Origin of the sequence: Acinetobacter sp. YH12151, assembly GCF_013418355.1 — a bacterium.
Taxonomy (GTDB): domain Bacteria; phylum Pseudomonadota; class Gammaproteobacteria; order Pseudomonadales; family Moraxellaceae; genus Acinetobacter; species Acinetobacter pseudolwoffii.
The window spans coordinates 1-23,005 of record NZ_VPCG01000023.1 but is presented as its reverse complement, the minus strand read 5'-3'; the positions used below and the strand labels follow the sequence as shown (position 1 = coordinate 23,005).

The following is a 23,005-nucleotide window of genomic DNA, read 5'->3' as shown; positions in this document are numbered from 1 at the left end:
TTATGAGCGGTGATAAATACGCTTTAAATTAAAAGTCACCACACCCCAGATTGATATGGTCTGACTATCATCAGGAATGATGTGATTGTAATTCGAATTTTCAGCCTTCAACCAAAGTTCTGGAAGCGGATAATCTTCATCTCCAAATATTTCTTTGATTTCAGACTTGGACATCTTATTGGTGATCATCAGCCGCTTAATGGTCGAGGCATTGTCATCAATCAGGGCAACCACGATATCGTAATGCTTGGCTTCAATACTGCGATCAATAATGATTGGATCATTAATCTCTAGGCCAGCATCGAGCATGGATTCACTGTCTACATAGGCAATAAAAGTAGAAATAGGGTTGTGAATCAGGAACTCATTCAGATCGAGTGCTTTGTCTTGCTCATCCTTGGTGCTGAAGGCCGGACCTGCAGGAATACGCTCTAAAGAGACGGGAATAGATACTTTGGATTTGGGTAGGACAGCAGTAAGCCCTAATTTTTCAACAAGCTCATTTTGAACAGCGATTTGTTCAAGCACGGTGTTGATGGTAGGACTTGGTTTACCCTCTGGACCCATGAGCTCTTGTAAAGATGACCATGCGTCGTCAGAGAAGTAAATAGGCAACTTCTTAGACATGAGATACTCCTACGCTACGAGGCGTGTTTGGAAGTAGAATTTGTTTAAATAGGATATTACTAACAGCGTTTAAAATTCAAATTTAAAAAGTTGTGGATAAACAAGGATGCGTCAGAATAAGACGTTTTGTTTCTGCTCATCGCGTGGAAATGTGACGAATTCATCGGGCATTTGAAAGAAATATTCATGCGCATGTTCATGATCGGCTGTTAGCCAGTCTTTTCTGTACTGTTCTGGAATAACGATGATGGATCGCTTCTCATCCTTCGGTGCATGGAATTGTTTCATAAAAGGGTGATGGTCCGAATTGATGGTCAACATTGAAAAGGAACGTACCTTATTGCCATTAATCACTGCATCATCATAGATCCCTGCAACAGTAAAAGGCTGATCATCTTTACGCTTGATGGTGTACCAGTGTGGCTTGTCATTGATGTATTTCGGCTCATAAAATTCTTGTACTGGGACTAGGCAGAACTTGCTGTACTTCCAAGCATGTCGAAAGCTAGGCTTATCTGCTACAGACTCAGTTCTGGCGTTATAAGTATGACTGCTGAACTTCAATTCTTTCGCCCAGCTCGGTAGTAATCCAAACTTTGCAATATCAAGCTCTAAGTGATCTGAGCCGTTCAGAATGATTGGAGCATGATAGGAAGGGAATACATGATCCTTAAGCTCAAGATCAAACTGGCTTGTATCGACACCTAAGAGTGTCAAATTTCTTTTATTTGGAAATAGGTAATTTGAGCACATAGCCTGATCACATAACTAAAGAATTTCTCTGAAATTGTATACGATGCTTTATGGAACACATGGGATTTATGGTGTCAGTTCAAGTAGGCTATATGAAAAAAGTCATGATGGGGCAAGTTACATTTTCAGTTAAAGTATGACTTATGGGATGCAAAACGTAAGCGTCCGCTGAACCCCACTTTTTCTAACTCATTAATACCGCGATAGTGTCCACTTAAATTTAAGTGGACACCTATTTATGGATTTAAAGACAGTTATAGACAGTGCACCAACGCTAAAAAAGCCCCGTCGAACCTTCACAGCTGAATTTAAACATCAACTTATTCAGCAATGCCAGCAGCCAGATACATCAGTGGCCAAGGTAGCAATGCAACATCAGATCAATGCCAATCTGCTACATAAATGGATTCGTCAGTCCAGATCAATGCCCCCTGCATTAAAAACCCCATCCATTCCACAGACTGACTTTCTTCCGGTCATTCTTCACCCGACTCCAGTCAAACAAGAAGCACCTCTACCACCTGTGCCAGAGAAGAAAGCTGTCGCTCATATCAGGATTCCATTACATGAGGCACCAAGTTCCGCAAGGGATCAGATGATCGAGATCGACTGGCCGGTGGAGTCAGTAACTGAATTACTGTTGCTGATCCAGGGTTTGACTCAATGATTCGTATTGATGAGATCTGGTTGTCTACCCAGCCGATGGACATGCGTGCAGGGATGGATACAGCCATGGCTCAGGTGCTGAGAGCCTTTGGCTACATCAAACCGCATTGCGCTTACCTGTTCTGTAATAAGCGTGGCCATCGTATGAAAGTGCTGGTGCATGATGGACTGGGTATCTGGCTGTGTGCCCGGCGGCTGGAACAGGGGAAATTCCACTGGGCTAAAGTTCACCAGGGTGAAAGTATGGCGATCAGCCCGGAGCAGTTACAGGCACTGATCCAGGGTTTGCCCTGGCAAAGAATCGGACTGCAGCAAGTGGTAACAATGCTCTAAACCAGGCTCATCCATTCTGCTATTCTCCAAACGTTCTATTTCCTCTGCATCATGACCTCAGGCATACTGCGGTCATGAATACGCTGCCTGATTTAAGCCAACTGACCCATGAACAACTGCTGGAATTTACCAGACAGTTGGCGATGCAGCATCAGTCTCTGGCACAATCTAAACAACAACTGGAACAATCAAATCAGCAATTAGATGCCAGAGTTCAACATCTTGAAGTCACCAATCAGCAATTAGATTCTAAAGTTCAACATCTTTCTATTCTCAATCAAAAATACGAGCATGAGCTTGCACTATTTAAACAGCATAAATTCGGCAGTAAAAACGAACATCTAACCGCAAAACAAATCCATCTCTGGGATGAAGCGGTTGAAGAAGATATTGCAGCGGTTGATCTGGAACTGGAACGACTGAATGCAGATAAAACCAATGCAGCTGCACAGAAAGCCCCAGTCAACAAACCTAAACGTCGGCTGTTGCCAGATCATCTACACACCCTCCGTATTGAGCATGAACCTGAATCAACACAATGCAGTTGTGGCTGTACCTTGCGTCGTATCGGTGAAGATGTCAGTGAAAAACTGAATTTCAGACCGGCACAGTTCTATAAGGAACAGCATGTGCGTGGTAAATGGGTCTGTGATCAGTGTGACACTCTGACTCAGCAAGCGATGCCAGCCTATGTGATTGATAAAGGCATTGCTTCACCTGAATTGCTTAGCCATGTGCTGGTGTCAAAGTATGCCGATCATTTGCCTTTGTACCGTCAACGTCAAATCTTTCTACGCGCAGGTGTTGATCTGTCTAGATCAACGTTATCTGACTGGATTGGCCGCTGTGGGGTGGAACTGGAACCTCTGGCCAATGCCTTAAAACAGGTGGTACTGCAACAGCAGGTGATCCATGCAGATGAAACACCGGTGACGGTCATGCAGATGGGTGAAAATGAGAAAAAGCCCAAAAAAGGTTATGTCTGGGCCTATGCCAGCACACAGTACAATCCAGTTCAGGCAGTGATCTATGACTTTCAAGATAGCCGTTCTGGCCAGCATGCTGAAGACTTCCTGAAAGGCTGGCAGGGTCATTTGGTCTGTGATGATGACAGTGGTTATAAAGCACGCTTTAGATCAGGTCAGGTCATTGAGGTGGGCTGCATGGCACATGCACGTCGTAAATTCCATGAACTACATGTGACCAAGAAAAGTCAGGTCGCTGAACAGGCATTAGTGCTGATTCAGAAATTATATGCGATAGAAGCAGAATTAAGAAAAAAGACGGATGGTACAGCGGAAGACCGCTGCGAATACCGACAACAGCATAGTCAACCGGTCATGCAACAACTATATGAATGGCTCAACCAACATCAGCTGACGGTGCCATCGAGTTCTCCAACCGCCCGGGCGATCAATTACAGCCTAAAACGTTGGACTGCTTTAAGCCGCTATCTGGATGATGGCAATCTACCCATTGACAATAATTGGATAGAGAACCAAATGCGTCCCTGGGCCTTGGGGCGTAAGAACTGGCTATTTGCAGGTTCGCTGCGCAGTGGTCAACGAGCTGCCAATATCATGACTTTAATCCAGTCAGCAAAGCTGAATGGCTTGGATCCGTATGCCTATTTAAGTGATGTGCTGAAAAGGTTGCCAACACATAAAGTGCCCCAAATAGAAGAATTACTACCTCACCGCTGGAAACCTGAACCCCGTTAAAACTTGGCGATGGCGTTCAGCGGATGCTTACATAAATCCGAGAATTATCGTATGATTTAAAAAATTCAAAAGAATAAACGGTAGTCGACGCTTTTTATGCCTAAATACATCCGTAGCACCTTGATGATGACCACTCTCGTTTCGCTTTTGAGTGGTTGCCAAGTGGTCAGTGTGAAAAATCAATCACTGAACGTTACGATTACCAATGAGCGTGAGAGTATTTTAACGCGGGATAAGCTCAGTGAAGCGAGTCTAAACGTGCTGTCTATGACGGGTAGAGAAGCCAAAATCTGTTCAGAGCAACCTGAAGAATGTGTCAGCGAACTCAAACAGATTCCACAAATTCAGGATGAACAGCTCCTCTCTACTGCCAGCGAGCTGTATCTCGCTAAAGCACTTTCCTTAGAAAAATCATCTGCCTGTAAAGTCAGTATTTTAGCCAAGACACAGTCTGAAGAAAAACAGGCACTGCAAAAACAAAACTACCAAAGCTGCCTAGATCAACAACTCGGCATGCTGGATAAAAGCATTCGCTACAGTTATGCCTACATGTTTAACACCAAACGTGGCCCCCAAGACCGTATTTTTGATAACCGACAAGTCCAACTCCGTGACTTTTATAATCAAGCTATCGCTAAACTCGTGAATAGTTATGGCCTACGCCATGGGCCATCTGAAGTCGGTAATCAAATCAAAGTGGGGCAAAGTATTTACCGTATTAATTATGACAATTACCCACTTTTAAAAAACCGTCAAGTTGAACAACTGATGTCAACTTACAATATGAACTTTTCAGGCCTGCGCTCTATCACACGTCGCGATGGTTTTGGTTCAGAGTTTCTGATTGTCCTCCCACCTGAGCACAATGACACCTCACCTGAAAAAGCCAAATATATTGTCGATCCACTACATTATCAGTATACCAATGGTCGTAATCCAAACATTCACAATGCCCGTTATTTAGCAGCGACTATTACCGCACAGCCACGCTCTGCATCCAATATCGATGAGATCTTAAACAACCCTGAGTTTGAAATCTCAGCTTATGATCCCTATAAGTTTGAATCTGCGAAAATTGCAGGCAAAAGCTACCCACTCGCTGCAAACTTTTCTGCACCTTATGGCTTATGGTTAGCACAAAACAATTTAGGTAAAGCCGCGTATTTATCACTGATTGATCGTGATGCACGCCTCACTATGCCACACCTATACATGCTTGAGCCGTACAATCCAAATAAAAAAGTGGTGGTCCTCGTCCACGGTTTAGCCAGCAGTCCAGAGGCATGGATTCGTTTGACGAATGATGTCATGGGCGACCCCGTGCTACGTGAGCACTATCAAGTCTGGCAAGTGTTCTACTCGACCAATATGCCAATTTTAGAAAGTCGTTTCCAAATCTATGCAATCATTCAACAAAGTTTTAATTTGGTCGACAGCAAAGCGCCTGCCAAAAAGGATGCCGTGCTCGTGGGACATAGTATGGGCGGCATTATTGCACGGCTTTTGGTGAGCGATGCTGACTTAACCCCTGCAGCAATGAAACTGCTACCCAATCGACGTGCGCAACAATTTAAAAATGACCCTCTATTTAAATCACGCCTCGATATTCAACCGATTCCAAACTTTAGTCGGGCCATTTTCTTGGCAGCGCCACATCGTGGGACAGAGTTTGCTGACCGCTGGTTTACCCTTGCGGCACGTAAAGTCATTCGTCTACCAGGTGCGTTTTTGGGAGCACTGACCGATGTTATACAAAGTAGTGACCCTGACCTACAAGCCTTCATTAAAGATGTCGATAATGGACTCATTCAAAATGGGCCAAGTGATCTCAGCAAAAACTCTAATTTTACTCGGTTAACTAAAAATGTCGTTCCATACAAGGGCATGAAATTCCACAGCATCATGGGGAATGCGACCAAAAGTGATGACCTCAATATCATTACAGACGATGTCGTGCCTTATACGAGTGCCCATCTAGATGGTGCATTGTCTGAGAAGATTATTAAAGGTGGACATTCTATTCAAGAAACGCCTGAAGCTGTTCTTGAGTTACGTCGTATCCTACGGTTGCACCTGACTGAACTCGGTCTGTATAAGCCTTAAATCTTAAAAAGCCTAAACAGATGTTTAGGCTTTTTTATTTTTGCTTTACACCTAATGCCTACAGCAATAATCACTTGGCTGTTTAACAACTGTTCGCTTTATAGATGATTTATTGTTTAGTCGTTTTCAATTTTGCTAAGATATTGCCATTCAGACAATAGCTGTTCATAGCACATAAATACATACGGTAAGCGGCGTCGCTCGGTCTATTTTTATATTGTGCATTTTCAAAGATTTAAGGATTTCACCTACATGAGCAATTCGGGAATCATAACTGATTTGTCCACCCTCACTCCCATGATGCAACAGTACATGGGCGTCAAAATGCAACATCCGCACTCTTTGATGTTCTATCGTATGGGTGACTTCTACGAGCTATTTTTTGAAGATGCACACAAGGCCGCTAAACTTCTCGGAATTACCCTAACCCATCGTGGCAAAGCCAATGGTGAACCTATCCCTATGGCAGGCGTTCCTTACCATGCAGCTGAAGGCTACCTTGCTCGCTTGGTGAAAAAAGGCGAAACCGTCGTCATTTGCGAGCAAATTGGTGAGGTTACAGGTAAGGCCCCTGTTGAACGTGGCGTTGTCCGGATTATTACTGCAAAACTACGTTGGGCGTGAAGTCATAAAAAAATTAATCAGGATTTTGCATAAATAGTGCGCCGTAAGGCGCATTATTTTTAAGGAAGGTTTGTATTACTCGACAATATATAACTTATGTTTTTTCTTCGGGGGCTCAACTTTAACTAAAGCATCAAATGTTAATTGATTAAAATCTTCTTCAGAGATTCCAATTTCATCAAGCATTTTATTTTTATCAAAAGATGGTTGTGAGGCTAAAACAGAGATAATTTTGGGCAACATCAAACTCTCATCTCGATGAGTTTCTTCAGGTTCATTAATGTTGTAGCCCAACGAATTGATCTTTATAGAGTTACTACGATTAACCCAATCACTAACTAATCCCAGCTTGTGAGCTTTATAGTTAATAGCCTTCAGGGATGTTCGCCAAATCTTTTTATACTCAATCATATTTTCTAGTGAAAAATAGCGTGGAGCAGTAGAAAGAAATGCATCTGTTGGCATTAAAAATTCAGATGAAAATTGATCCGCTTCAGTTTCGAGAACACGATTATCTTTCTCGACACGAATTTTTTTGTTATGCGTATGCATAACGATATGACCAAGTTCGTGTGCACAATCGAAGCGGGCTCTTTCGGCAGACTTAAATGTATTTAGAAATATGAAAGGGCTACCACTTTCATCATCAAAAAAAGATAGTGCATCAATTTCTCGAATTTCAGTCGGTAATCTAAAGACACGGATTCCCTTTAGCTCACACAACGAAACAATGTTATTAATAGGTTGATTACCTAAAGCCCATAAACCTCTCAACTCTGACGCTAGGTGATCGGCATACTTAGATTCACCCAAAAACTCAGTAATATCTAAATCAGGACGGTGAAAAGTAGGTAACTTTACTTTCTGATTTAAGTACTTGTTAATATTTATTGCTAAAAGAGTATATGCCTCATTAGCTTTTCTATGCTGTGCTTTAATACGAGCAACCGATCTATAGAAGATTTGGTCTGTTTCATGTGGTTGTGTGTCATTACCTGCAAAGAATGACTTGGGTAAATTTAATACACGGCATATATCATCTTGATCATTTTCATTGATTTCTTTATCCACGTCTAAAAGTTGCTTTACCTTAGAGATAGAGCAACTCAATTTTTCTGCGAAATCGGTATTGCTAAGTCCTCGTAATTCTTTAGCAATACGTAAACGATCTTTATTAAACACATTAACCTCAGATTAAACTACAAGCTGAATATCAAAATCATCTGGTTTAATTTCATTAGATGGTTCCAATACTGGCTTAGGATCAGTTTTTACAGGAACTGTATTATCTATTTCAAATGCAATTCTGCAAGTATGGTCACTTGGTAAAATTGAAATTTTTTTCGCTTTTAAGTCCTGTACGAAGCTAGTTGGGTATGCAAATTCAAAAGGAATATTTGGGATATCAATGTCTTTATAGGCTGGATGTGATGCTGAAGGAAAGTATAAAATCCATGTTCTCAATTTTGTCTCATCATCATAAGCAGACTGATTCTCCTTAATATTATTTAATGTCATTAATCCTTTTTCACAGTGTGCTGATACAACTTGATCAGCTAACCCCAATGCAATATTCCCGCTCATAAAGATAATTTGTATTTTCTTTACTGTATTCTCAATTCTTGGCTGGCTGTCATTGTGGAATATCCAAGCAGGATCAGATTGTCGAAGCAGTAAAGCAATCTGTTCTCCAATTTTTCCCCATCGTGCAATAAAGCGTGCACGGTTATAGTGAGTATTTGTTCTATAGTCAGCATCACCGATCATAATTGCGTTTCTGACTAACTCGAGATCAGGTAATCCTAACTGTTTAGCTTTTTTGATAGCATTTTCACCTTTGAAAAAATCACATGGCGTGGGTTCAGAAGGTTGGATTGATTCTTCATCAAGGAGATTTAAATTCATCTTAAAAGTTATCCTAAAGTAGCGAATGTCTTTTTTATAACATCTTTTGATGTTTTAAAAAAGACATTTTTTATAAATGTGTGCTATCTTCACTTACAACTTGATAATAAGAATTTTGGAGAAGAGACGTTGAGTAACTTATTCATTAATCATAAAAATTGTCCTGAATGCGGTGGCCGTATCAAAGGCTATTATTACTACTGTGGGCAGTGTGGTAGTCAAAATGTTGTAAACTGGAAGCACACGGGGATATTTTTGTTGATTGCTGGAAAGGTTTTTCTGGTTGCTATGCTTTTTTTGCTAAAAAATTTTGTTCAAATCCATTTTTTTCACAAGTTTCATTGTGCTAATTTTTTAAATAATTCATAGAGGTTGATAGTAAAATGAAAGTTAAAGATTTAATTAAATAATTAGAAGAGTTTGATCTGGAATTAGATGTTTTAATTGCTAATGAAGAGAACAAAATCATTGGCATAAAAACCCTAGCCCGATTCTTTGAAATAAGCTATGTTTCTTTTGTTCATCCAGAGACACAAAGAAATGATATGGAAAGAAATGTTGAATTTACCTTTTTAGGAATGTCGACTAAAGACTCTAGAGTTATTGTTTTTATTGACGTTGTTCCATAATTTTCAAGTAGTCAAAATGAGTATACAATATTCATGTGATGCAAGAAGATACAACTGGATAGGATGGGCCCATAAGTATTTGAAGCTGCCTCGTGTATGATCATGGGGACTGTCCAAACAAACGGCTTTTGAGAGTGCTGCCTGATACGAAAAATAATATCCAAGAGATGCTAGCGGTAAATTTAGTGTAAAATTTAATGCTAGCCATCATTAAAACTTATTTAAAAATATGAAGTTATATCGCACAGATTGGAATATGTTTCCTAAAACGGTTATTGACCGTGGTCTTGGAGATGCAACCTCTCATTACATGTATGAAGCTGCTAAAGCAGGGGATGTTGAAAGTGCGTATATTTTAGCTAAAGATTTAGTTTCGGATGAGGCGATTGCTGAACTAGAAAGAATTATCGATGGTCGGGAAACTATTATAGTACCTGTACATGCTGAGGAAGCAGTCGGTCGTAATATGATTCCTTTAGCTACTTCAGCAGTTATAGCAAAGAAACTTGGGCTTGAAGTTGATACGAATATAGTTCAAGCTATAAAAGTATCAAGAACTGGCGGTGATGGGTGGCATAGATTAGCCAACCCACCAGCATTTGATGGGACAATAAACAATGATAAATGTGTTATTATTGTTGATGATACCCAGACCCAAGGTGGTACTTTTGCAGCATTAAAAGGTCATATTGAAACAACTGGGACGAATAAAGTTATTGGAGCATATGCACTGACGGGTAAACAATACTCATCACAATTAGCTCTAAGTAAAGAAACTCTTCAGCAATTGAGGGATGTATATGGTAATCTTGAAGCATGGTGGAAATCGATTTACGGGTACGATTTCGAAAGGCTCACAGAGTGGGAAGCAAAGTATATCCTCAACTCTCGTAAAACAGCTGACGAAGTCCGAGATAGAATCATTGCGTCAAAACAAACGTGATGCTTATGCACTTATGATGAAAATGAATTAATTATTATTTAATTAAGTTAAAAGACTGCTATATAGCGGTCTTTTTTGTTTTTGAGCTCTACAAATTTTAATGAGTACATATAGTTACTTTTATAAAAATGATAATAAAGGGTAGAGGAGGTCATCTAAGAATTTAAAGCACAAGACTTATTTAACATTGATGACAGAAAAAGTGAGTTGTTGGGAACTTAAAGAAGAGGTGGTACTTATAATGGTTACTAAAATACAAATACTTAAAATATTAAATATATAAAACAATATATTACAAATATATATGATGCGTAGTGTACGCATCATACATAAAGCGTTCTATTTTGATATAATTGATCCAATCAACCCATTGTTAGGTTTCATTTAAATTCCATGAGTCTTACTGAAATTAAAGTTCGCCAAGCTCATTGTAAGGAAAAAACCAGTTTTTTATCCGATGAAGATGGGCTTAGCCTGAAGATTGAGCCGAGTGGAAGAAAATCTTGGTGCTATCGCTATACAGATCCACAAACTAAAAAACGTCGACGCATTCAGTTAGGTCGTTATCCTGATTTATCGCTGAAAAAGGCACGACAAGTCAGAGATGACTTTAAAGACAATGATTTCTGTTTTGAACAAGATACTGCCTCTAATGTCATCACCTTTGGTAAGGTCGGGGAGGAGTGGTTACAGTTCAAACTGAAAAATGCCTTCAACGATCTACCCCGCTGTGGTGTACTACAGTTAGCAGAAAGATGCTTACAGCAAGATATTTATCCAGACCTTCAGGATCTACCTTTTCAAAACATCAAGCGTTATGACCTGGTTTCAGTAATCAAAAAAATAGAGGGACGCCAAGTAAAAGAACCTGTCAAGAAAGCTTGTAGTTATTTGAACCAAATTTATGACTACGCTGTAGCGATGGGTTATTGTGAATTCAACATCGCGCATGGTTTAAATAAAATCGCCATTAACAGTAAAATCAAGAAAAATTATCCGTATTTGAAAGCGGAGGATATATCTGATTTTAAGTATAAATTACAAAAATTGGATGCCCATCCGATTATTAAAAAAGCACTGCTGTTCAAATTACATACTGGCGTGCGAGGGGCTGAATTGTTATTGGCTGAGCCTCATCATTTTGATTTAAATGAAAAAGTCTGGAAAATACCTGCCTTGCATATTAAACAGTTTCGACGAAAAGTCATATTAGGCCATGAGATTCCCGACTTCTTAGTTCCACTTTCAGATCAGGCTTTAGATATTTTAAAAGACGTCATGCAATGGTCATACGGTGAAAAGTACATTTTTGCTAGCCCACGGAAACATAATCAACCGATTCATTTTAATACATTAAATATGGCTATACGTAAGATGGGCTATGGAAAACATCAATTATCCTCTCATGGACTACGTTCCACTTTTAGTACCATTTTGAATGACTCAGGTTTGTTCCAGGATAACTGGATTGAGGCACAACTTTCACATATTGATAAGAACCGTACCCGTGCCAGCTATAATCACGCTGACTATTTAGCCCAGCGGACTGAAATGATGCAGTGGTGGGGTGATTATTTAAGTACTGCTAAGTGAAAATCGTACTTTTATACATAGACTTAAAACATTATGGGGTTTCAAATGGATAGTAAACAATATACTTGCCGTGTTACATGGTCAGCAGAATATAATGAGTATGTTGGGTTGTTCGAACCACAAGCACTAGCCATTTGTTGTAATTCAGCTTTAAGCGCCCTTAATTCTTTCATGCGTTTATTCACTAGTGCAAGTTGCTGATCAATTAATGCATTAACGCTAGAGCAGCTTTCTTCTGGCTTATTTTTTAATTCGATAAGACGTTTAATATCATTGAGTGATATATCTAGGCTGCGACAATGCTTTACGAATTCCAATTGTTTAAGTGCTTTGCTATCATACAGCCTGAAATTACCTTCTGAACGATTTGGATTTAACAGAAATCCTTCTCTTTCATAATATCTAATCGTTTGTATTGAACAGCCCGATTTTTTTGACAATTCGCCTATTTTCATCAATTTCCCCCAGACATTTGACTCTATAGTTACTATAGAGTCTATAGTATAAGTATGCAACGAAAAGGATATATAAAAAATGACTGAGAAATATTTAAACAATACGAATATCGTTAATTTTGAACACAAAGATATCCAATCCTTGATCGATCAACGTAGGTGGAAAAACTTGGATAACTTCAACAAAATTGGTGCCGCTTATCAGTTTGTAAAAGATGAGATTTTCTTTGGTTATAATGAAAGCGATGATATTGCAGCAAGCGATGTGCTAGCAGATGGTTATGGACAATGTAATACTAAGGGTAATCTGTTAATGGCACTATTGCGTGGACTAGGCATTCAATGCCGATTTCATGGGTTTACCATAGACCAGCAACTACAAAAAGGTGCTATCCCAAGCTATGTATTTTGGTTAGCACCTAAATACATCATTCATAGTTGGGTAGAAGTTTACTTTGAAGGGCGTTGGATAAACTTAGAGGGCTTTATATTGGATGAGCAATACTTAAGCTCTCTACAGGAGAAATTTGACCAAGTAAAAGATGATTTTTGTGGTTATGGTGTTGCAACAAAGTGCTTTTCATCACCAGATACAGATTGGCGTGGAGAAAATACCTATATTCAAAAAGAAGGTATTCATGATGACTTTGGGCTTTATGATTCCCCTGATGAGTTCTATCTCGAAAAAGGGACTAACTTGTCGGGGTTCAAACGCTGGATATATCAACGCTTGATACGTCACTTGATTAATATGAATGTATCAAAACTAAGAAATAGAAAAGTACTAGAGGTACAAAATGCACAACCATAATCATAGTCATCAACATGGTAAAGATGACCGTATTGGTTGGGCATTTTTCCTTAATGTGACATTCACTATTATCGAATTTATAGGTGGTTGGCTCACTAACAGTACGGCGATAATGGCAGATGCAGTTCACGATCTTGGTGATAGTCTTTCAATAGGTTTTGCGTGGATTTTAAGTCGTTTTTCAGATAAAGAAGCATCAGATAAGTTTAGTTATGGTTATCGTAGACTTACTCTCTTTGGCGCATTGATAAACAGTATTGTTTTAATCATTGGCTCAATTTGGATTTTATTTGAAGCAATTCCAAAGCTGTCCAATCCTGAAATGCCTGTAGTCGAGGGGATGTTAGGGCTAGCGATACTCGGCGTTGCCGTTAACGGATATGCTGTATTAAAATTAAAAGCGGGTGAAACATTAAATGAGAAAGTGCTGACATGGCACCTTCTTGAAGATGTACTTGGATGGGTTGCCGTTCTTATAGTCTCTATCGTACTGTTGTTCGCTGAACTGCCGATATTAGATCCCCTTTTATCAATAGGGTTCACGCTGTTCATCTTGTTTAATGTTTTCAAAAACCTGAAATCAACACTCGTTTTATTTCTTCAAGCTGCACCCGATAAAGAGACTCAAAAGCGTATTAAACTATCACTAATGGAATTTCCTGAAGTTAATGGTATCCACCACATGCACTTTTGGTCACTAGATGGTGAAAGTCACGTTTTAACAGCGCACCTTGAGCTGAGTGACAACTTTGACGTTAAAGAATTAATTAGGCTTAAACAAGAAGTTGCAGCTAAATTATCTTCCTATCATTTATCGCATACAACGATAGAGTTTGAGTTTTTAAATGAAAATTGTCGGGATGAAGCGCAGTAAGCTTTATCAATAAAATGTTGGGCATACAATATTAAAAGCAGCTTAATTAGGCATAACCTAGTAATTAAGCTGCTTTTTTTGATTTTAAATTTCGTCGGATTGCTGTTTGCTACTCTCAGAGCCATGCGCCCATTGATATAAAATAGGCAATACAAACAAAGTTAAAATTGTAGAAGATACAATACCGCCGATAACAACTGTTGCTAGTGGTCGTTGTACTTCTGCACCAATTCCAGTGTTTAACGCCATTGGAATAAAACCTAAACTTGCGACCAGTGCCGTCATTAAAATAGGTCTTAAACGAATGATGTGCTGAGTTTCCATCATTGTCTTGGCTTGATGCGGATCAGTCTAAAGCATTCTCAGGAATAGAGGAGCTCGTTGCTGATGTTGTCGCTGATATGATTAGCAATAATGAAAAAGTTCCTACACCACTCTCCGGGAAAATATAGTAGGCAGTTTGTTGTCCTTGTTCTCAGTGGTTCAACAAAAACTAGCCCTCGAAGCCGCAGAACGTGGCGTGGACATAAATTGTTTAGTATCAGTAAAAAGAGCGATGTAATTTTAGTACGAGTGAGTGATAGAGCAGGAACCTATGCTTCATATATTCAGTAAATGGTATGTTTTTGAATTAATAGGTATTTTTAAATAAAGCTTTCTTTGATTTAGTGCTTTTTATTTAATAAATTAATTTTAAAAACAACTTAGGCTAATTGATAAACACTATCTGGAAAGATTAAAAGAAAATATTTTTTAATTTCTGCTAATTCATTTAAGGCAGGTTCCCTTTCAAGCAGTTGAAATGTCCAAATAAGTACAGCCTGATGATTATCATAGCAAGTATTTACTCCAAGAAAATTAGCCATTCCATAACTTCTATTGATGTTCATTTCTTTAATTAATTGATTTCCTAAGTCACGAGCTTGCTGGCTGATCAATAACTCATTTGGTAACACGGCGGTCATCTCCACAAAATAATCTAATGCAGGTTCAATCCTTATATTTAAAAAGTTATAATTTAGTTGAAATGGATAAAATATACTTTCTATAAGTTGTAATAACCTGCTGTAGGTTAATTTTAGCAAAGTATTACTCAGTCAACAACTTCAAATAACCCACAGCAAGTTATTTTTTGTAAATTAATTTAAATATGATTACTTGTAAGTTATCTAGCCTCATGGGCGATAGAAAAATTTTAAAATTAAGTGAAGTGGTGCATGCAACAGGTATCAATCGCAACACGCTCACAAGTATGTATTATGACCGTGCTGTACGTATTGAATTACCAGTCGCCGATAAGTTGTGTAAGTACTTTAACTGTACGATGAATGATTTGTTTGAGTTTAAGGAAGAAGTTGAAGAAAAAGATTAACTTAATACTTCGTTTGATAAGTTTTTCGAAGAAAAAGACTAGCCAATACTTAGTTTGATAAGTTTTTCTCTGCAGATCTAATATTGAATTTTATAAAATATCATTACAAACAGAGGTGGTTCCACTTGTTTGAACAACTAAAAGCGTATTTATAAGTGATATTCCGCTCTAGTTAAGCCACCTTGTTTTGTTGGGGTAGCTGATCATAGTAAAACTCATTTGGTGTCATTTTGTCTAGACTCGAATGAGGTCGTTTCAGATTATAAAACTCAAAATATGCACTCAATTGCTTTTTCGCATCTGTGACACTGCTATAAGCTTTGAGATACACCTCTTCATATTTAACGCTCCGCCATAATCGTTCAACCATCACATTATCTACCCATCGACCTTTACCATCCATACTGATTTGAATGCCATTTGATTTCAATACATCAATAAATGCATCACTGGTGAACTGACTGCCTTGGTCTGTATTCAATATTTCAGGTGATCCATATTTTTCAATCGCTTCATTTAAAGCCGAAATACAAAAATCCACCTCCATACTAATCGATACCCTATGCGCAAGTACCTTGCGGCTATGCCAATCAATCACAGCACATAAATAAACAAAGCCTTTTGCCATAGGGATATACGTTATATCAGTAGACCACACTTGATTACTGCGCTGAATAGCCAATCCTTTGAGCAGATATGGATATTTACGGTGAGCTTGATTAGCCTGGCTTAAATTTGGTTTGCAATATAACGCCTGAATACCCATTTTCTTCATTAAAGTACGTGTATGACGTCGTCCTATATGATGCCCTTGACGATTCAACAAATCACGCATCATACGACTGCCTGCAAAAGGATATTGCATATGTAATTCATCAATACATCGCATCAGCTTCAGATCTGATGAGCTAACAGGTTTTGGGCGATAATAATAACAACCACGAGAGACTTTCAGTAACTTAGCTTGTTTAGATACTGAAATCTGAAGTGAGTGATCGATTAACTTTTGTGGTTGAAGCGGCCCAGTTTCTTCAACACACCTTCTAAAAAATCAATTTCTAATGCCTGCTCACCGATTTTTGCATGTAACTTTTTAAGATCAATGGGAGGTTCTGATGGAGCTTTTGATTGATCGAAAGCTTGTGAGGAAGCTGAGATCAATTGATTTTTCCAGTCAATAATTTGGTTTTGATGAACATCAAACTCAGAACTCAATTCAGCAAGTGTTTTTTCTGCTTTGATCGCAGCAAGTGCTACCTTAGCCTTAAAGTCGTTTGAATGATTTCTTCTTGGTCTACGTGCCATAAAATACTCCATATATTGATGTTTATAACATCATTTGAGGAGCAGAGTATCACTTATAGGAGTTGTTCAAATTTCCGGATCCATCTCTAAGTGAGGAGGAAATGACTCTTACTATTCAGATGTTGTTTCAAGCTTTTTTTGATTGATAGAGTTTTATGTATTAAACTCTATATTGAAAGTAAATATATTGTAAAAATAGTATGTTATTTACTAATTGATTAAATTATTTACACTTATTCTGTATAATGCTCTATGAATTCATTACTTATTTTTTTAAATTAAAAATCATATGCAAAGCTTAAATGATGAAGAGTGTCGCCAAGTTGAAAGTGTAAAACAGCTTTTACAAAAAAATTTTAAAGATAAGCTTTATGCTATTTATTTATATGGTTCGTATGTTGATGGTGGTTTAAAACATAAAAGTGATCTTGATATTTTAGTTATTATTGAACGTGAAATTACCGATCAGGAAAGAAAACAATTAGCGCAGAATTTTCTAAATATATCTGTTCCGATTGGTCATGCTACAGCGCGTGCCTTAGAAATTACGATATTAGAAAAAGGGAGTATTACCAATAAAAATCATCCATATACATATCAGCTACAATATGGCGAGTGGTTGAGAGAAGAATTACTCAAAGGTGAATTACTTTATAGTCAATCTGATCCAGATATTAGTATTTTACTTAAAACTGCCCAATTACATAACATTACTATCTTTGGACCTGATATTTGCGATTGGTTAAATCCAATTAGCTATGAACAATTAATATTTGCCATGCAAAAAACTTATCCACAAATTATTGCTCATTGGAAAGACGATCAGGATGAATGTAATCAAATTTTAGCGCTATGCCGTATAGCTTATACATTAGATCATAAAACAATAGTTGCCAAGGATGTTGCTGCGACATGGTTTTTAGAATTCTTAAGTCAGATAGATCAAGACATTTTGCAACTCATAATAGATGAATATATTGGGCAAGGTCATGAGCAATGTTGGTTAGTTTTACATGATCAGCTTGCTAAAATTGTTAAAGAATTACAGCATAAAATTGAACCACTACTTTTTAACTGATGTGGAAGTAATGGATATGCTTCTTAGATTATTACCTCACTATATCTCTAAATACCGAAGAGACTTGATATTGCAAAGGGGGGCGTGGTTGGAGTTGCATGAAGATTTTAAATAAAAGCGGAGGAACTAGGGTAAAAGTTGCCAAAAAGTTTCTTCTGAAATGACTTTTATATTATGACGTTTAAGCAAAGCGGAGGTAACTCCATTGCCATAGATCTTATTCCCATTAAATTGACCATCGTAAATCATTGAACTACCACATGAAGGGCTATTTTCTTTAAGCACTACCAGAGTAGCTTTTAATAATTGAACTTTTTTTAAAGTTCTATATGCCCCTTCAATATAGATTGAAGTCACATCCTTTCCTGATTTTTCAATTACACAGGCTTTTCCATCTAAGACATCATCGCCATTACCTCCCGAAATCTCGGCAGGTTCGCGTGGTGTTGATAAACCGCCAAGAATCTCTGGACATACCATAGTAGCTTTTCCATCTTTGACTAATTTTTCGATTTTTTCGTTTAAGCTATGCGTCCCGTTATAACGTACCTTTAAGCCAGCCAGACAAGAACTTACTAAAATCATATTTCCTCTATGAAAAAGATATGTATCGATTTGCTATTTAGCCAGTACCTATTATTTTTTAAAATTAATAGGTTAGTGCTATGGATAAAACAAGAATTTAAATATGATCAATGCAAAGTGAGTTATTTTTTTTCTAACCCACAAAGCTTATAGATTAGTTTGATCCTTTTTGTTTAGAAAATTTATCAACAGTGATGTGTGCTGAATTAGCAGGAGACTTTCACTTGGGAGATTCTAGGCAGCTAACCGATAAAAGTCTTCTGCCATTTGATTTGGTGTCTTAAAATCCAAGCCTTTTTGAATTCTTCCCTGATTATAAAATAACTCTATATATTTTGTAATATCCGCTTTGGCTTCTTCCCTTGTTTTGTAGTTGCGATGATGGACTAGTTCATTTTTGAGTATGCCCCAGAAACTCTCTATCGGTGCATTATCAAAGCAGTCGCCTTTTTTGCTCATTGAACCCTGAAAATCAAATTTCTCAAGTAAGTTTCGATATTCATTACTGCAATATTGGCTGCCTCTATCTGAATGTACAATGAGATCTTTAGCAGGTTTCTGATTGCGAATAGCCATATTCAATGCATCACAAACAAGCTTGGCTGTCATGCGCTCATTTAAGCTATAGCCAACAACCTGTTTCGTGTAAAGATCTTTGACAGCTGCCAAGTACAACCAGCCCTCAGCCGTCCAAATGTAGGTAATGTCACTCGACCACGCAAGATTAGGCTTCGTCATTGAAAACTGTTGCTTGAGTAAATTGTCATAAATAGAACGGTTGTGATCACTGTTCGTGGTTCTTTTGAAACGCTTATGGCGCTTACAATACAACTGATTTGATTTTTTTATTTGGCGCACAGCATACGTACTTATTTTGATACCTTGCGCTTGTAAATGCTTGGTTAATCGAACATAGCCATAGCTTTGTTTGGTTTCTTCATGGGCTATTTTGACCAAAATTGTCTGCTGATTTCGCTGAATTGATCTTTTACTCATGCCTCGCTTTAGCCAATCATAAAAGCGAGAAACGGATACACGAAGTAATCGAGCCATTAAAATAATCGGAAATAAGTGGCTTTGCGATTTCATATAGGCGTACCTCACTGACTTTCTTTGGCAAAGTACGCTGCTGCCTTTTTTAAAAATTCACGTTCCATTTCAGCTGTTTTGAGCTGTTGTTTAAGCTTCTTATTTTCTTCGAGTAAGGCGTTTAGATCGGGCGAATACTGTTTTGTGCCTGCTAAAGTTCCAGCCTTTGCTTTGTTATTCCAGTTCGAAAGGGTTTGCATTGAAATGCCAAGTTGTCTAGCGGATTCCGATACATTACCTTGGTTCTCTTCAATGGCTTTTATGGCTTCAGCTTTAAATTCTGCGGTGTAAGTCTTCTGTTTCTTGCTCATGGTAAACTCCTAATGAGTATGTATAGTTTACCAAGTTAAACCCTCCTGTTTTTTAAGCACACATCACCTCAGCACGAATCGATTCGTCCGGTGTTTCTTCTTTCAGCAAGTACGAACATGCGCTGGCGAGCGCCAATGCAGATTTATCCAGATCCTTCAGCGAGCGGAGCCGTTTTTTCTGCCCAATCTTTCTGGCGTCACGGATGATAACGGCCAGCATGGCGTCCAGAACGTCCAGTGCATCATCCAGCGCCAGCGTTTCCCATGCAAGGACAAAGGCAACCAGAACCGCCATCCTTTTCTGCGGTGACATCCTGGCAATATTGAACACCGAAGTCATACCAGCATAACGTGCGAGATTTTTCAGGCGCACAGCCGGGAGTGTACTCAGGTTTTCAGCATGCAGGCCAAAATCGTTCAGAGTTTTCCAGCGTTCAATTGCTTCATTAAACGCCGGACCACTGATGGTCACAGGGCCTTTTTTCAGTGATTCCAGTAAAGACAGGCGGCTGCAATCAGTTGGCCCCAGCAGCATCTCCAGCTGTGAACGCTGTTCGGCTGACGGTATCAGTGCCAGTTTGTTCCACAGGCGCAACGTCGCCTTTTCCCTTACCTCTGAAATCAACCGGGTCAGCGTGGTGGCTCCGGGGAGAATAATACGATGTTGCATAAGCCACCCTGTCGCCAGGTCGAAAAGCAGGCCAGGACGTTCGTTGCTTATCCAGCTCCGGGTATATAAAAGACGGGTAAGGCGAAATGTCCAGGGCCAGGCAAATTCACGATACTGATAGTGCTGACGTATCAGCGCTGCATGCTCACGGCGGGTATTTTCCCTCTGACCGTATTCTGCAAGAACGGTGATATCACGAATCCCGAGCTGTCTGGCGGTAAAATGCCGGACGCCGGAAGGAATATGATTCATGTCAGTAAGAAAAGTGCCCAGAAAACGCACACACCCGATTTGCAGGGCAATACCAAGTCGATTGTGATCACCCCGGCTTTTCCCGATAAATTCTTTATCCGCTTCATCAAGATGAAAATAACGCGCCAGCTGAAGTTCATCGGGTTCGCCAGTGAACCTGCCATAACTCTCAACCTGCTCAGTGGTCAAAAAATCAACGGGCATATCGGCCTCCCTGCCTGACGGCTTTTTTAACACAACTGCAACCGTTCGAAATATTATAAATTATCAGACATAGTAAAACGGCTTCGTTTGAGTGTCCATTAAATCGTCATTTTGGCATAATAGACACATCGTGTCTGATATTCGATTTAAGGTACATTTTTATGCGAATTTTTGGTTATGCGCGGGTCTCAACCAGCCAGCAGTCCCTCGATATTCAGATCAGAGCGCTCAAAGATGCAGGGGTAAAAGCTAACCGCATCTTTACCGACAAGGCATCCGGCAGTTCAACAGATCGGGAAGGGCTGGATTTGCTGAGGATGAAGGTGGAGGAAGGTGATGTCATTCTGGTGAAGAAGCTCGACCGTCTTGGCCGCGACACCGCCGACATGATCCAACTGATAAAAGAGTTTGATGCTCAGGGTGTAGCGGTTCGGTTTATTGACGACGGGATCAGTACCGACGGTGATATGGGGCAAATGGTGGTCACCATCCTGTCGGCTGTGGCACAGGCTGAACGCCGGAGGATCCTAGAGCGCACGAATGAGGGCCGACAGGAAGCAAAGCTGAAAGGAATCAAATTTGGCCGCAGGCGTACCGTGGACAGGAACGTCGTGCTGACGCTTCATCAGAAGGGCACTGGTGCAACGGAAATTGCTCATCAGCTCAGTATTGCCCGCTCCACGGTTTATAAAATTCTTGAAGACGAAAGGGCCTCGTGATACGCCTATTTTTATAGGTTAATGTCATGATAATAATGGTTTCTTAGACGTCAGGTGGCACTTTTCGGGGAAATGTGCGCGGAACCCCTATTTGTTTATTTTTCTAAATACATTCAAATATGTATCCGCTCATGAGACAATAACCCTGATAAATGCTTCAATAATATTGAAAAAGGAAGAGTATGAGTATTCAACATTTCCGTGTCGCCCTTATTCCCTTTTTTGCGGCATTTTGCCTTCCTGTTTTTGCTCACCCAGAAACGCTGGTGAAAGTAAAAGATGCTGAAGATCAGTTGGGTGCACGAGTGGGTTACATCGAACTGGATCTCAACAGCGGTAAGATCCTTGAGAGTTTTCGCCCCGAAGAACGTTTTCCAATGATGAGCACTTTTAAAGTTCTGCTATGTGGCGCGGTATTATCCCGTGTTGACGCCGGGCAAGAGCAACTCGGTCGCCGCATACACTATTCTCAGAATGACTTGGTTGAGTACTCACCAGTCACAGAAAAGCATCTTACGGATGGCATGACAGTAAGAGAATTATGCAGTGCTGCCATAACCATGAGTGATAACACTGCGGCCAACTTACTTCTGACAACGATCGGAGGACCGAAGGAGCTAACCGCTTTTTTGCACAACATGGGGGATCATGTAACTCGCCTTGATCGTTGGGAACCGGAGCTGAATGAAGCCATACCAAACGACGAGCGTGACACCACGATGCCTGCAGCAATGGCAACAACGTTGCGCAAACTATTAACTGGCGAACTACTTACTCTAGCTTCCCGGCAACAATTAATAGACTGGATGGAGGCGGATAAAGTTGCAGGACCACTTCTGCGCTCGGCCCTTCCGGCTGGCTGGTTTATTGCTGATAAATCTGGAGCCGGTGAGCGTGGGTCTCGCGGTATCATTGCAGCACTGGGGCCAGATGGTAAGCCCTCCCGTATCGTAGTTATCTACACGACGGGGAGTCAGGCAACTATGGATGAACGAAATAGACAGATCGCTGAGATAGGTGCCTCACTGATTAAGCATTGGTAACTGTCAGACCAAGTTTACTCATATATACTTTAGATTGATTTAAAACTTCATTTTTAATTTAAAAGGATCTAGGTGAAGATCCTTTTTGATAATCTCATGACCAAAATCCCTTAACGTGAGTTTTCGTTCCACTGAGCGTCAGACCCCGTATAGTGTTTTGCAGTTTAGAGCTCTGTACACGACAAATTTCACAGAACCCTTATCCTATCAGGGTTCTGCCTTCTTAAAATTGCCAAAATTTCCTTAAACTCTTCTTTTTTCCCAAAACCAATTAAACGCTGAATCGCCATTTGAACATAGTCTAAACCATAGCGAAATAAACTCATTGAGAGTCGTCCAT

21 protein-coding genes and 5 pseudogenes are annotated in these 23,005 nt (G+C 39.5%); 14 read left to right on the top strand and 12 right to left on the bottom strand.

All coding sequences use genetic code 11. The features are described from left to right. Together FTU82_RS09880 and FTU82_RS09875 are read right to left on the bottom strand one after the other, a co-directional pair. The gene (locus FTU82_RS09880) at positions 1 to 627 is read right to left on the bottom strand and encodes a LexA family transcriptional regulator (RefSeq protein WP_000038641.1); all 627 of its coding nucleotides are present in this window, start codon (positions 625 to 627) and stop codon (positions 1 to 3) included. A 111-nt stretch (positions 628 to 738) separates the two neighbouring features. After that, positions 739 to 1,380 (bottom strand): SOS response-associated peptidase, encoded by a 642-nt coding sequence (locus FTU82_RS09875; RefSeq protein WP_005245165.1) that lies wholly within the window; start codon positions 1,378 to 1,380, stop codon positions 739 to 741. A 238-nt stretch (positions 1,381 to 1,618) separates the two neighbouring features. On the opposite strand from FTU82_RS09875, the gene FTU82_RS09870 reads away from it, so the two are divergent. The 5 genes and pseudogenes from FTU82_RS09870 to FTU82_RS09850 all read left to right on the top strand — a co-directional run. Further along, entirely contained in the window at positions 1,619 to 2,047 is a 429-nt protein-coding gene (locus FTU82_RS09870; RefSeq protein WP_000364662.1) for a transposase, read from the top strand. Next, entirely contained in the window at positions 2,044 to 2,379 is a 336-nt protein-coding gene (tnpB, locus tag FTU82_RS09865; RefSeq protein ID WP_000618090.1) for an IS66 family insertion sequence element accessory protein TnpB, read from the top strand. The genes FTU82_RS09870 and tnpB overlap by 4 nt, the downstream gene beginning before the upstream one ends. A gap of 74 nt (positions 2,380 to 2,453) precedes the next feature. Further along, positions 2,454 to 4,100: an IS66-like element ISAba17 family transposase gene (locus FTU82_RS09860; RefSeq protein WP_159516813.1), complete on the top strand. Its 1,647-nt coding sequence runs from the start codon at positions 2,454 to 2,456 to the stop codon at positions 4,098 to 4,100. A 96-nt stretch (positions 4,101 to 4,196) separates the two neighbouring features. Further along, on the top strand, positions 4,197 to 6,203 hold the full coding sequence (locus tag FTU82_RS09855) for a triacylglycerol lipase (protein ID WP_100355854.1): 2,007 nt from the start codon (positions 4,197 to 4,199) through the stop codon (positions 6,201 to 6,203). 252 nt (positions 6,204 to 6,455) lie between these two features. After that, positions 6,456 to 6,806 (top strand): annotated as a pseudogene (locus FTU82_RS09850) (DNA mismatch repair protein MutS); the annotation flags it as partial. 96 nt (positions 6,807 to 6,902) lie between these two features. On the opposite strand, the gene FTU82_RS09845 reads toward FTU82_RS09850, so the two are convergent. Further along, positions 6,903 to 8,009 carry an ImmA/IrrE family metallo-endopeptidase gene (locus tag FTU82_RS09845; protein ID WP_002046586.1) on the bottom strand — a complete coding sequence of 369 codons (1,107 nt, stop codon included), beginning with the start codon at positions 8,007 to 8,009 and terminating at the stop codon, positions 6,903 to 6,905. 12 nt (positions 8,010 to 8,021) lie between these two features. Continuing rightward, positions 8,022 to 8,732, bottom strand: a complete 711-nt coding sequence (locus tag FTU82_RS09840; protein WP_001052588.1) for a hypothetical protein — start codon at positions 8,730 to 8,732, stop codon at positions 8,022 to 8,024. A gap of 858 nt (positions 8,733 to 9,590) precedes the next feature. On the opposite strand from FTU82_RS09840, the gene FTU82_RS09830 reads away from it, so the two are divergent. Then, positions 9,591 to 10,304 (top strand): phosphoribosyltransferase, encoded by a 714-nt coding sequence (locus FTU82_RS09830; RefSeq protein ID WP_001986287.1) that lies wholly within the window; start codon positions 9,591 to 9,593, stop codon positions 10,302 to 10,304. Between the two features lie 393 nt (positions 10,305 to 10,697). Next, entirely contained in the window at positions 10,698 to 11,897 is a 1,200-nt protein-coding gene (locus FTU82_RS09825; protein WP_005245164.1) for an integrase arm-type DNA-binding domain-containing protein, read from the top strand. Positions 11,898 to 11,938: 41 nt separating this feature from the next. Here FTU82_RS09825 and FTU82_RS09820 read toward each other — a convergent pair whose 3' ends face one another. Continuing rightward, entirely contained in the window at positions 11,939 to 12,352 is a 414-nt protein-coding gene (locus tag FTU82_RS09820) for a Cd(II)/Pb(II)-responsive transcriptional regulator (protein WP_179989169.1), read from the bottom strand. Between the two features lie 79 nt (positions 12,353 to 12,431). Between FTU82_RS09820 and FTU82_RS09815 the strand changes: the two genes are divergently transcribed. Both FTU82_RS09815 and FTU82_RS09810 read left to right on the top strand, forming a co-directional pair. Further along, positions 12,432 to 13,163, top strand: a complete 732-nt coding sequence (locus FTU82_RS09815) for a transglutaminase family protein (RefSeq protein WP_005245162.1) — start codon at positions 12,432 to 12,434, stop codon at positions 13,161 to 13,163. Further along, entirely contained in the window at positions 13,150 to 14,037 is an 888-nt protein-coding gene (locus FTU82_RS09810; protein WP_127800877.1) for a cation diffusion facilitator family transporter, read from the top strand. The genes FTU82_RS09815 and FTU82_RS09810 overlap by 14 nt, the downstream gene beginning before the upstream one ends. Positions 14,038 to 14,121: 84 nt before the next feature. On the opposite strand, the pseudogene FTU82_RS09805 reads toward FTU82_RS09810, so the two are convergent. Further along, a pseudogene (locus FTU82_RS09805) lies at positions 14,122 to 14,346 on the bottom strand (efflux RND transporter permease subunit); the annotation flags it as partial. On the opposite strand from FTU82_RS09805, the pseudogene FTU82_RS09800 reads away from it, so the two are divergent. Further along, positions 14,346 to 14,489 (top strand): annotated as a pseudogene (locus FTU82_RS09800) (antitoxin HicB); the annotation flags it as partial. The pseudogenes FTU82_RS09805 and FTU82_RS09800 sit on opposite strands and share 1 nt — an antisense overlap. Before the next feature lie 252 nt (positions 14,490 to 14,741). Here FTU82_RS09800 and FTU82_RS09795 read toward each other — a convergent pair. Beyond that, complete coding sequence (locus FTU82_RS09795; RefSeq protein ID WP_004658363.1) at positions 14,742 to 14,993, bottom strand: hypothetical protein; 252 nt, start codon at positions 14,991 to 14,993, stop codon at positions 14,742 to 14,744. Between the two features lie 194 nt (positions 14,994 to 15,187). Between FTU82_RS09795 and FTU82_RS09790 the strand changes: the two genes are divergently transcribed. After that, positions 15,188 to 15,409: a helix-turn-helix transcriptional regulator gene (locus FTU82_RS09790; RefSeq protein WP_004658364.1), complete on the top strand. Its 222-nt coding sequence runs from the start codon at positions 15,188 to 15,190 to the stop codon at positions 15,407 to 15,409. 172 nt (positions 15,410 to 15,581) lie between these two features. Here FTU82_RS09790 and FTU82_RS09785 read toward each other — a convergent pair. Continuing rightward, positions 15,582 to 16,726 (bottom strand): IS3-like element ISAba14 family transposase gene (locus FTU82_RS09785; protein ID WP_099046175.1). Its coding sequence is split into 2 segments (ribosomal slippage): positions 15,582 to 16,462 and positions 16,462 to 16,726, totalling 1,146 coding nucleotides; the frame shifts between segments, so codons are not numbered across the junction. Between the two features lie 277 nt (positions 16,727 to 17,003). On the opposite strand from FTU82_RS09785, the gene FTU82_RS09780 reads away from it, so the two are divergent. Beyond that, entirely contained in the window at positions 17,004 to 17,792 is a 789-nt protein-coding gene (locus FTU82_RS09780; protein ID WP_038350081.1) for an aminoglycoside adenylyltransferase domain-containing protein, read from the top strand. A gap of 126 nt (positions 17,793 to 17,918) precedes the next feature. Here the strand turns inward: FTU82_RS09780 and FTU82_RS09775 are convergent, their stop codons facing one another. The 3 genes and pseudogenes from FTU82_RS09775 to FTU82_RS09765 form a co-directional block, all read right to left on the bottom strand. Next, a complete protein-coding gene (locus FTU82_RS09775; RefSeq protein WP_077170035.1) occupies positions 17,919 to 18,377 on the bottom strand; it encodes a DUF523 domain-containing protein in 459 nt (152 codons plus the stop codon). A 234-nt stretch (positions 18,378 to 18,611) separates the two neighbouring features. Next, positions 18,612 to 19,777, bottom strand: a protein-coding gene (locus FTU82_RS09770) for an IS3 family transposase (protein WP_180006168.1) whose coding sequence is annotated in 2 segments (ribosomal slippage) — positions 18,612 to 19,519 and positions 19,519 to 19,777 — 1,167 coding nt in all. Because the reading frame shifts where the segments join, the coding sequence is not laid out codon by codon here. Positions 19,778 to 19,841: 64 nt separating this feature from the next. Then, a pseudogene (locus FTU82_RS09765) lies at positions 19,842 to 20,903 on the bottom strand (DUF4158 domain-containing protein); the annotation flags it as partial. A gap of 161 nt (positions 20,904 to 21,064) precedes the next feature. On the opposite strand from FTU82_RS09765, the gene FTU82_RS09760 reads away from it, so the two are divergent. Further along, a complete protein-coding gene (locus FTU82_RS09760) occupies positions 21,065 to 21,622 on the top strand; it encodes a recombinase family protein (protein ID WP_001217881.1) in 558 nt (185 codons plus the stop codon). A 182-nt stretch (positions 21,623 to 21,804) separates the two neighbouring features. Then, positions 21,805 to 22,665 carry a broad-spectrum class A beta-lactamase TEM-1 gene (locus FTU82_RS09755; protein ID WP_000027057.1) on the top strand — a complete coding sequence of 287 codons (861 nt, stop codon included), beginning with the start codon at positions 21,805 to 21,807 and terminating at the stop codon, positions 22,663 to 22,665. Between the two features lie 188 nt (positions 22,666 to 22,853). Here FTU82_RS09755 and FTU82_RS09750 read toward each other — a convergent pair. Continuing rightward, positions 22,854 to 23,005 (bottom strand): annotated as a pseudogene (locus FTU82_RS09750) (IS4 family transposase); the annotation flags it as partial.